The organism is Mesorhizobium sp. M7D.F.Ca.US.004.01.2.1 (genome assembly GCF_003997785.1).
Taxonomy (GTDB): domain Bacteria; phylum Pseudomonadota; class Alphaproteobacteria; order Rhizobiales; family Rhizobiaceae; genus Mesorhizobium; species Mesorhizobium loti.
In genome coordinates this window covers 1-314 of record NZ_RZRQ01000785.1, presented here as the reverse complement: position 1 = coordinate 314, position 314 = coordinate 1, and the positions used below count along the sequence as shown (strand labels likewise).

General features: G+C 66.6%; 1 protein-coding gene. It reads left to right on the top strand.

Features of this window, described 5'->3' with window-relative positions:
* On the top strand, nucleotides 1–314 hold a 314-nt coding region (locus EN993_RS36795), incomplete at both ends, for an esterase-like activity of phytase family protein (protein ID WP_164758110.1).

The window sequence follows — 314 nt, the reverse complement described above, 5'->3', positions numbered from 1 at the left end:
CGCCGACACCATGCTTCTCACCGACGACAAGGGGGCTGATGCCACAGGCCTCGACCCACTCAACGGCGTGCGCGCGGCAAGCGGCGACATGCCGATCCTGCCGCAAGCCGACAATGGCAAGCTGGCGCTCGACAACGAGGCGATCGTGCGGCTGCCCGATGGTTCGATGTTCATCTCCGACGAATACGGCCCGAACATCTATCGGTTTTCCGCCGACGGGCATCTGCTGTCGGCAACCCAGCCACCGGCCGCCTTCGTGCCGATGCGCCACGGCACGCCGAACTTCGCCTCGGACAATCCGGGACCCGGTGCCG